At 69.5% G+C, this 2,140-nt stretch carries 2 protein-coding genes; both read left to right on the forward strand.

What is annotated here, in order from left to right; translation table 11 throughout:
- On the forward strand, positions 1-1,218 hold a 1,218-nt coding region (locus DPA01S_RS15850), incomplete at its 5' end, for an IS21 family transposase (protein ID WP_061917871.1).
- Positions 1,215-2,012: an IS21-like element helper ATPase IstB gene (gene istB / locus DPA01S_RS15855; RefSeq protein WP_061230105.1), complete on the forward strand. Its 798-nt coding sequence runs from the start codon at positions 1,215-1,217 to the stop codon at positions 2,010-2,012. The genes DPA01S_RS15850 and istB, both read left to right, overlap by 4 nt.
- The last annotated feature ends 128 nt before the right edge of the window (positions 2,013-2,140 follow it).

Here is a 2,140-nt window from a genome sequence, read left to right on the forward strand (position 1 = left end):
CTCGGGAACGCCCGGGTGCACCGGCCATGGGTGACCGAGCCGGGCCTGTGGCTGCAGTACGACTTCGGTGACGGTCCGGTGATCGACGGGGTGAAAACCGTGCTGTTCTGCGCGTGGCTGGCGTGGTCACGGTTCCGAGTGGTCCTGCCGATCCGCGACAGGACCGCCCCGAGCGTGTTCGCTGCCCTGGATGTGACGCTGCGCCGCCTGGGTGGTGCGCCGACGTATGTGCTGACCGACAACGAGAAGACCGTCACCGTGGAGCATGTGGCGGGAATGGCGGTGCGAAACCCGCAGATGGTGGCGTTCGCCCGCCACTATGGGGTCACGGTGCTCACGTGCGAGCCCGCGGATCCGGCTTCCAAGGGTGGCTCGGAGTCGACGGTCAAGGTCGCCAAGGCCGACCTGGTGCCCAAGGACACCAACTTGCGCGGTGAGTACTCCTCGTTCGCCGAGCTGGAGGGGGCGTGCGAGCAATGGTGCGAGCAGGTCAACGACCGGGAGCACCGCATCACTCGGCGAGCCCCAGCGCAGATGCTCGCTCAGGAACGGGCCCGTCTGCACACCGTGCCGACCGAGGCGTACACGGTGGCGCTGGGGACCACGCGGCAGGTGCCGGTGAACTCGCCGATGGTGACGTTCGAATCCGGGCAGTACTCGGTACCGCACACGCTGCTCGGCGAGACCGTCTGGGTCCGCGCCCATGGTGCCGGCGCCGGTGAGCAGATCGTCGTGGTGCACGTCGGACCCGCTGGGCCGGTGGAGGTGGCCCGCCACCTGCGGGCGACCCCGGGAAGCCCGCGACTTGCCGATGCGCACTTCCCAGACGCCCCGGCCGGTGCCCTGCACCGCCAACCCCGCGCCCGCAACGCCGCGGATGCGGCGTTCCTGGCACTCGGTGACGGGGCCCGGCTGTGGCTGACCGAGGCCGCCGCTGCGGGCACGACGAAGATGCGCGTGAAGATGGCCGAGGCCGTCGCCCTGGCCAAGTTGTTCGACCCCGACGAGGTCGACTGGGCGCTCGGGCACGCGGCCCTGCACAACCGGTTCGCCGAGGCCGATCTGCCCTCGATCCTCAACCACCACGCCGCCTCCGGCGCTACCGGGCAGTCGCACTCTGCGGGTGAGGACCGGTCGCTGACCCAGGGCACCGCCGGATGGGCCGCCCTGGGCCAGCAGTCACCACTGGCCACCGATTCTGAGGAGGAAGACCGATGACCACCACCGAGGTTCCGGCGCTGGGTGTGCCGGCCAGTCCGCCACTGCCCGCCGACCTGGACGCCATCCTGCGGCGCCTGCGACTGCCGCACATTCGCCGCCACGCGCCCGAAGTGCTCGCCACCGCCAAGTCCCAACGCTGGGACCCGGCCGAGGTGCTGCGCGCTCTGCTGGCCGAGGAGGCCAACGGCCGTGACCGGGCCTCGCTGGCCACACGCCGCGCCACCGCCGGATTTCCCACCGGCAAGACCTTCGACGCCTGGGACGAGTCCGCCTCCTCGATCCCTGCACCGACTCAACAGGCGTTGCGGACGCTGGAGTGGGTGCATCGCAAAGAGAACCTCGTGGTCTGCGGACCCTCCGGGACCGGCAAGACATTCCTACTCGAGGCGCTCGGACAGCAAGCCGTCGAGCAGGGGCTGAAGGTCTCCTGGTTCACCCTGGAAGACCTCGGCGTGCTGTTGCGCAGGCACCGCGCCGACGACACCGTCACCAAGGCCATCGCCAAGATCCTGCGCGCCGACCTGATCATCGTCGACGATATCGGACTGCTGCCGGTGGCCACCGACGCCGCCGAAGGGCTTTACCGCCTGGTGGACGCCGCCTACGAGAAACGCGCCATCGCGATCAGTTCGAACCTGCACCCGGCCGGTTTCGACGAGCTCATGCCCAAGACCATCGCCACCGCGACAGTGGACCGGCTCCTGCATCACGCTCACGTCTGCCAGACCAGTGGCGACTCCATCCGCCTCACCCAAGCACTCGCCGGCCAGGGGGTGAGGCCCTTGACCTGACAATCCCGGGACCGGAGATGGCCAGCCCCTGTGGGCAGATCCCATGGCCATCTCCGGGCAGATCTGGTGACCGTCACCGGGCAGGTCTCACGACCGCCCCTGGGCAGAACTCAATGGCCCTTGACACA

Origin of the sequence: Dietzia papillomatosis NBRC 105045, from assembly GCF_001570845.1 — a bacterium.
Taxonomy (GTDB): domain Bacteria; phylum Actinomycetota; class Actinomycetes; order Mycobacteriales; family Mycobacteriaceae; genus Dietzia; species Dietzia cinnamea.

Coding starts and splice junctions, on each gene's coding strand:
- istB (WP_061230105.1), top strand. CDS start 1,215: ATGACCACCACCGAGGTTCCGGCGCTGGGTGTGCCGGCCAGTCCGCCA.